The 8,322-nt window shown below is 29.7% G+C and carries 7 protein-coding genes; all 7 read right to left on the bottom strand.

The features are described from left to right. Window positions 1–495: 495 nt before the first annotated feature. On the bottom strand, window positions 496–1,884 hold the full coding sequence (locus J7G74_RS15255) for an FAD-binding oxidoreductase (protein ID WP_297136900.1): 1,389 nt from the start codon (window positions 1,882–1,884) through the stop codon (window positions 496–498). Window positions 1,885–1,901: 17 nt separating this feature from the next. Beyond that, window positions 1,902–3,116, bottom strand: a complete 1,215-nt coding sequence (locus tag J7G74_RS15250) for an electron transfer flavoprotein subunit alpha/FixB family protein (RefSeq protein ID WP_297136898.1) — start codon at window positions 3,114–3,116, stop codon at window positions 1,902–1,904. Window positions 3,117–3,129: 13 nt separating this feature from the next. Beyond that, the gene (locus tag J7G74_RS15245; RefSeq protein ID WP_297136896.1) at window positions 3,130–3,918 is read right to left on the bottom strand and encodes an electron transfer flavoprotein subunit beta/FixA family protein; all 789 of its coding nucleotides are present in this window, start codon (window positions 3,916–3,918) and stop codon (window positions 3,130–3,132) included. 16 nt (window positions 3,919–3,934) lie between these two features. Further along, window positions 3,935–5,209: a nickel-dependent lactate racemase gene (gene larA / locus J7G74_RS15240; protein WP_297136894.1), complete on the bottom strand. Its 1,275-nt coding sequence runs from the start codon at window positions 5,207–5,209 to the stop codon at window positions 3,935–3,937. Between the two features lie 26 nt (window positions 5,210–5,235). Further along, window positions 5,236–6,792, bottom strand: coding sequence for an L-lactate permease (locus J7G74_RS15235; protein ID WP_297136892.1), 1,557 nt, complete (start codon window positions 6,790–6,792; stop codon window positions 5,236–5,238). 195 nt (window positions 6,793–6,987) lie between these two features. Further along, complete coding sequence (locus J7G74_RS15230; protein ID WP_297136890.1) at window positions 6,988–7,692, bottom strand: FadR/GntR family transcriptional regulator; 705 nt, start codon at window positions 7,690–7,692, stop codon at window positions 6,988–6,990. Window positions 7,693–7,905: 213 nt separating this feature from the next. Beyond that, window positions 7,906–8,310, bottom strand: a complete 405-nt coding sequence (locus J7G74_RS15225) for a cytidine deaminase (protein ID WP_334299747.1) — start codon at window positions 8,308–8,310, stop codon at window positions 7,906–7,908. Between the last annotated feature and the right edge of the window lie 12 nt (window positions 8,311–8,322).

The following is an 8,322-nucleotide window of genomic DNA, read 5'->3' as shown; positions in this document are numbered from 1 at the left end:
CATCTTTTATTTTATAATTAATATCTTCTATATCTACATCTTTTCCATAGCCACTTATTATACTCCTTTTCTTTATTTTGAATTTTATCTTATTACTATATAAATCAATTGAGAAGCATATAGTAATAAGAGTTATTATAGCTAATGTTATTTTAATTAAATCACCCATAATACCCTCCCTTATTTTTGCATATTTTTAATATAGATGATATGTTATATTTTTTCAACAATATAAAAAAAGTTATATCTTTATCTCTATTTCTAGATTAATCTAATACCTTAGGTGTCAGTCAATATAAATTTATAAACTTATTTAATACATTAAATATAAAAGACTCTAACTAGATTTCTTTCATACCAATCTAGTTAGAGTCTTTTAATGTTAAAACATTACTTAAAATAATATAGATTATTCATAATTCATATAATTTATAATCCCTTAAAATATTAAAAAGGACTATCCCATTATTCTTATTGAAATAGTCCTTTTTAGATTTAATATATTTTTCCTGGATTTAATATATTTTTAGGATCAAATGCAAATTTAATACCTTTTAATATATTCACATAGTTTTCATCTTTAGATTCACAGAAATATGGACTTTTAGCATATCCTATACCATGTTCTCCTGAGACTTCTCCATTAAGTTCTCTAGCTTTGCTAAACATTAATTCAAAAGCTTTATTTAATCTCTCTCTCCAAGTAGCTTCATCTAAATCATCTTTATGGGGATAAACATGTAAATTTCCATCTCCTGCATGGCCAAAACTTTTAATTCTAAGTCCTACTTCTTTTTGAATATCATGAGTGTATCTTATAAACTCTGCCACTTTATCTCTTGGAACTACAACATCACACTCATCTATTTCACTACTTGCTTTAAAGGCTTCAAGAAATGCTCCTCTAGCCGACCATATACTTTCATTTCTCTCATCTGTATCAGATATTAATACATCATATGCTCCACACTCTAAACAAAGTTTTGCTACATTTTCATATTCTTTTTCTATTTCTTCTGTAGAGTTACCGTCAAATTTCAATAATAAATAAGCATTTGAAGAGTTATCTGGAAATTTTTTTCCTAAAAATTCTTCAGCTCCTATTATAGCTTCTCTTTCCATAAATTCTACAGCCGTTGGTATACATTTTGATTTAATTATTTTAGGTACAGTATCTATAGCTGATTCTAAATTAGGAAAAGGTATTAGCAAACTTATTGATTTTTTAGGTAAAGGTAGAAGCTTAAGAATTGCTTTAGTTACTACACCTAAAGTACCCTCAGAGCCTACTATTAAATCTTTTATTGAATACCCAGATGAATTCTTAACAACTTTTCCTCCAACATTTATGATTTCACCATTTGGAAGAACTACTTCTAATCCTCTTACATAATCTCTTGTTACTCCATACTTAACTGCTCTCATGCCACCAGCATTAGTATTTATATTTCCTCCTATAGCTGCACTTTTTTCACCTGGATCTGGAGGATAAAATAAATCATGCTCTTCCACATATTGACCTATAGTCATAAGAAGTACACCTGGTTCAACTGTTAATGTTAAGTTTTCTTCGTCAAGTTCTAGTATTTTATCCATCTTGCACATATTAAGCATTATTCCACCATAAAGTGCTACAGATGCCCCAGAAAGACCAGTTCCTTGTCCCCTAGGTGTTACTGGTATATTATTTTCATAAGCATACTTCATTATCTTAGATACTTGTTCAGTATTTCTAACATAAACCATAGCTTCAGGGTATTTTATTTCTCCAGCCAGTTCATCGTGAGAAAAATCTTCACTAATTTCATCCCCAACAAATATATCTTCTCTTTTGCAGACAGTAAGTAAAAAGTCTATATCATTTTTATCTAACTTTTTATACATATTTCTTACCTCCCTATTTATGACAAAGTAACTGCCACTTCAGATTCTTTTTTAATATTTTTTATTTTTTCTATTAATATAGGGATAATTTCATATATATCTCCTATTAATGCTAAGTGAGCAACATCAAATATAGGAGCATTCTCATCTTGATTTATAGCTACTATATATTCAGACCCCTTCATACCTGCTACAAATTGTACTGCTCCAGATACACCACAAGTTATTATAAGTTTAGGCTTTACGGTTCTACCACTTAAACCTATTTGTTTTCTAGGGTCAATCCATCCAGCTTCAATAGTTGGTCTAGTTCCTCCAATTTGACCATCTAATAATTCAGCTAACTTTTCTGCCATTTTTATATCTTCAGCTTTCTTAAATGCTCTACTTATTACAACAACTACTTCTGCATCTTCTATACCAATAATCTTATTTTTTATCTTAGTTTCTAGTACATTTATATTTGATTTAAGCTTATCCTTTTCTATATTACATAATGTAACTTTACCAGTAGGATTCTCTACTTTTTCTGGAGCTGAAAATATTTTATATCTGACTGTGGCAAATTGTGGTCTATGGTTAGGAGTGTTAATATGAGCCATGATATTTCCACCAAATGCTGGTCTTATTTGATCTAAATCAGTATTTTCTTGAATATCTAAAATAGTACAATCAGCAGTAAGTCCTGTTTTAAATCTCGCTGCAAGCCTTGGAGCTAGTGATCTACCTATAGTAGTTCCTCCAAATAACATAATTGTAGGCTTTATATTAGATATATAATTTTCTACTGCTGCAGTATAAGGTTCTATTCTAAATTTATCTAACTCTTCATAATCATATACAAATACTTCATCTACACCATATGAAAGAAGTTGTGAGCATTTATCTTTGATTTTATTCCCAACAAATACACAGTATACAGGATGATTTATTTTTCCAGCTAATTCACGTGCTTTTCCAATCAGTTCATAAGTAACCGGATGAATGTCACCATCATTGTGTTCTACGTATACTGTAACACCTCTCCATTCATCTTTATTAATTGCAATTATTTCATCTTCTTCAAATTCAAAAGCACCCTTTGGACCTTTTTTTACACACATCTTACACATCTTACAAGCTGCATTAATCTCTATTTTTCCTTCAATTTCTTCTATAGCACTAAAAGGGCATATTGAAATTACATCTTCTTTATTTTCTATTTTATCTTGATTTACAATTATTCTGGCCATATTTATTCCCCCCTTAAATTAATTTAAAACTGACTATTTTCTCTAGTAGAGCATTGCTTAATTCATCAGAACTTCCTCTTAAAACATTTTTATCAGTATTTGGTGTAGGAGGAAAAATTCTTTTAACTTGAGTTGGCGAACCATTTAAACCATAGTGTTTTTCATCTTTATCTTCAAAATCGTTTAAAGTAAATATTGGTATTTCTCTATCAGTTGTAGACATCTTTAATTTAAAAGAGGGAAGTCTCGGCTGAAATATATCTTTCTCTACTGTTATCAAGCATGGATAAGCTATCTCACAAACTTCTAAACTAGTTGGTAAATCGATTTCGACTATAATACTTTTTTCTTTAACTTCTATTATCTTAGTTACGTTTGTCACATGTGGTATATTTAAAAATTCAGCTATCTCTGAGCCAACTTGAGCTGTATCTCCATCAGTTGTTTGTTTCCCACATATTATTAAATCTGGATTTGATATTTTTTTAATTCCTTGAGATAAGGTATAAGAAGTTGCAAGAACATCTGCTCCACCAAATTTTCTATCACTTATAATAGCTCCTTCATCTACCCCCATTGAAAAACTTTCTTTTATTACTTTTTTAGCTTGAGGTGGTCCCATTGTTATTGCTTTTATTACTGCATTATTTTTCTTTTTTATTCTCAATGCAGTTTCTATTGCAAATAAATCATATGGATTCATCTTTGAATCTACTCCATCTCTTTTTAAGACACCTGTAACTGGATCAACTTCTACTGATGTTGTCCCTGGAACTTGTTTTACACATACTAAAATTTCCATTCATCTACCCCCTAATTTATTTAACAATTACAGATACACCATCTGGAATTACAACAACTTTAGCATCTTTGCCTTTAATTTCATAAGCTAATTTTAGTGCATCTTCAAAATTATAAGCATGTTTCATATGCATATTTTTAATCATTTGTGGATCACATTCATCTGTAACCATTATTACTGTATATTTATCTAATATTCTTGCTAATATTTGAAATTCCCATTGATCAGGGACGGTATTACTTTTTTCAACATTTCTTACTTTTTTAAGTATTTCACTCGGAGATGATGATTCTACTACATTATCATAAAATGATTGACCTCCGTGGCCATCATTACATGCGGCTATCATAATTATAACTCCACCTTCATTACATGTAGCTTCTGCCGCTGTCATTCCCTTTACTGATTGATATATATTTTGATCTAGAGGATATCCTCCATTTGTACTTACTACTATGTCTGCCATCTGTTTATCAACTTTTGATAAGTTAGTAACGAAATCACATCCTACTTTATGTGCCTTATCTACATCTCCTGCAAAAGAAGCTATAATCTTCTTATCTTTGTCTATAGCTACATTTACTATGAAAGCAAGCTTTGCAGTTTTTGCAGCATAAACCATATCATTATGAATAGGATTATCCTCTATAATACCTGTTCTAGAATTTTTATTATCTATGAATTCACTACAATGGTTATACATTATTGTTTTAGCTGATGCTATCCCTGGCAAAACACTTTTTCTCCCTCCAGAAAATCCAGCAAAAAAATGCGGCTCTATAAATCCTTCAGCTATTAATAAATCTGCTTCAAATGCTAACTTATTTATATAAAAATCTCCTCCAGAAGGAAGTACTCCAGCTTTGACCATATTTTCATCTTCTGTTGACTTATGAATTATAATCCTTTCATTTTCAACTATATCTTCACCTAATTTAAAAATTAACTCTTCTTTTGTACTAGGTCTATGAAATCCTGTTGCCACAAGAATTTTTACATCTATACTGGGATTGAATTTTCTTAATCTTCTTAAAATTATAGGCATAATAACTCTACTTGGTACAGGTCTAGTATGATCACTTGTAATAATTACTACACTTTTCTTATTCTTTGCTAATTCTTCTAATTTAGGTGAACCAATTGGATTATCCATAGATTCTTCAACTATTTCACTTTCACTTTTGGAAACTTTAAAATCATGTGCTTTTGAAACTAATATCCCCTTTAGATTTTCATCCTCTATATTTAAATTCATACCTGTTTTCGAATAAGGTACAGATATTGTTGTCATATTACATCCCCCTTAATATTTTAAATTTAAAGACCTAATATTGGTAAGTATCTACCAAAATAAACAATAATCCCTAATACTATTACATATCCTATACAATATTTTATTGTTGAACTGAATATTTTACCTTCTTGACCTATAAGTCCTGTTGCTGAAGTAGCGATTGCTATACTCTGAGGAGATATCATTTTTCCAGCTGTTGCTCCAGCAGTATTGGCTGATGCAATCCAGTATGGATCTATGCTTAGTGATTTAGCAGCTTCCACTTGAAGTCCGCCAAATAGTATATTTGCTGATGTATCACTACCTGTGACAAAAGTACCTATTGCTCCTAAAAGAGGAGAAATTAAAGGATAAAAATTACCTGTTATAGCACATAATCCAAAAGATATTGAACTTGTCATTCCACTATAAGACATTATCTTTGATATTGCAACTATTGACATTATTGTAATAAATGATGTCTTTAACTGAATAACTGTTCTTTTGAAAACATTTATCATATATCTAATTTTTAACTTTTGCACTAATCCAGCTATCAAAGTAGCTATAATAATCATCATACCAGGTGTATTTATCCAAGCAAAGTTAGTTATTGATGACGTATCTCCAGTATAAATTTGAAAATTGCTACTAAATTTTCCTACAAATAAATTAATACTAGGTACTAATGGACTTGTTAATAGAATTAATATGCATAAAAGTATATATGGTGACCAAGCAAGTATGCCCTCTTTAAAACTTATTTTTCTTACAGATATGCTACCTTGACTATTTACATCTACCATGCTCTCCTCAGTCTTTTTATTTTTATTCGTTATTTTTGCCACTACTATAGTACATACCATACTACAAATGCTTCCTATAAGAGCTGGTAACTCTGCTCCTAAATATTTTGCTATAAAAATTTGTGGAATTGCAAATGATGCTCCAGATATAAGAGTTATCAAAAAAACTCCTTTTATACTTTTTTGTGTTAGTATAACTAACAAAAAAGGTATTAACATTATAAAGCCAGCTAGCTGTATAGATGTTACATAGCTTAAGTGAACTACATCAAGACCCGTAACTGTAGCTAGTGTAGATACAGGTATACCAATTGCACCAAAAGCCGTCGGAACCGTATTAGATACTAAGCAAATTACTGCAGCGAAAATAGGATTAAAACCTATTGATGCTAATATACTTGCTGGTATAGCAACTGCAGTACCATAACCTGCAACTGCCTCCAAAAATCCACCAAATCCCCAAGCTAAAATCAAAACTTGTACCCTGTTATCTGTAGTTATACTCGATAGCATGGTCTTCATAGTATCCATTGTCTTCGTCTCTACTGCTAAGTTATAAGTAAATAATGCAGCTACAATAACCAAAAGTATTGGCCAAATAGCAATTGCCATTCCTTCTATTGATGCTGTAATACCATCTATAATTGGCATCTTCCAAAACATTATTGCTATAAATAAACTTAAAAATGCTGTAAATAAACAAGTCTTATGAGCTGGTAACTTCAATATGCCTAAAGAAATTATCAACCATATTATTGGAATCATAGCAATTAAAAACAAAACATATTGATTCATCAATATTCTCCCCCTTGTATTTTAACTGGTCATCCCATATGTGGTCAGTGGTATTACCACTTCTTTTTATTTAATTGTATTTCAATATAGTTAGAAAAACAACTATTGTTTTGTAGTTAACAATGTTCGTCCTTAAATTAACAATTAGTGCAATAAATATATATAAGATAATGTCTAAGTAAATATTAAAAATGACTATTTTGCAAAGTTTTCTTCCACATAATTCATATGATTCATCATGGCTTCTACTGCCTTTTTCTCATCTTTATCTAAAATAGCATTACAAATCATCTTATGTTGTTCAAATAATAACTTATTACCTAAGTCCCTTTGTATTATATAAGCTCTTGCATCTTCAATAAATTTTTCAAATAACATGGAAGTCGTATTAAATAGACTCTCTATTAAACAATTTTTACTTATACTTGAAAGCTTGTTATGAAAATCCTTATCCAACTGTACTAAAATCTCGTTACTACCCTCACCATAAGTCTCTTTTTTCATTTTATCTAAAATATTTTTTAGTTCATTGTAATCTTGTTCTGTAGCTCTATTTGCAGCTAATCTAGCATTTTCTACTTCTAATACTCTTCTAAGCTCAAGTATATCTTGATATTTTCCATTATTTAAAGTAAACATCATAGATAAAGGCTGCAATAATGATTTTTCTTGATTAATACAAATGAAGTTTCCTCCTCCGTGAATACTTTCAATAACTCCCATACTTTCTAAAACTCTAAGTCCTTCCCTTATGGATGGCCTACTTACATTCATAACTTCAGATAATTCTCTTTCGGAAGGTAGTCTATCACCTTTTTTTAACTCACCATTAAATATATTCCTTTGTATCTGTTCAATTACTTGTTCATAAACTTTTCTATTTGGTATGCTACTAAACATGAATCTTCCCCCTTAATTAAAGAATTTTTATCTGATTTTAATAATAAATTATCAAACTTAATACCTACTTTAATAATAATATAAATGTAGTATATATTTAATTATTATTTTTTATTATTAAAATTAAATATTTTGTGAATAATAATATAATTTATAAAATACTTAAAAAATCTCATTGTATAGTATAATAAAAAAGAAGGGCGTAAACCCTTCTTATTTTAAATTATTAGGACCAAATCCTAATGGTAATATTTCTTCTAATGTATATTCAATATAATCGCTATAATTATTTCTATCTTTAGCTAGATATATTTTAAACTCCTTTGGATTACAAAATTCCATCATTACTTGTCTGCATACTCCACAAGGTGAGCAATATTCACCTTCTGTTGCATCACTTTTATTCCCAACTATGGCAATTGCACTAAAAGTTCTTTGTCCTTCTGAAACAGCTTTAAAAAAAGCTGTTCTTTCTGCACAGTTTGTTGGTGTAAAAGATGCATTTTCTATATTACATCCTTGATATATTTTTCCATTGGTACCAAGTAAAGCAGCTCCAACATTAAAATTAGAATATGGTGTATAACAGTTTTCTTGAGCTTCAAAAGCTTTTTGTATTAATAATTCTGT

Origin of the sequence: Terrisporobacter sp., from assembly GCF_017888745.1 — a bacterium.
Lineage (GTDB): Bacteria > Bacillota > Clostridia > Peptostreptococcales > Peptostreptococcaceae > Terrisporobacter.
Note: the sequence above shows the minus strand (reverse complement) of the source record. Positions and strands in the feature narration are given on the sequence as shown.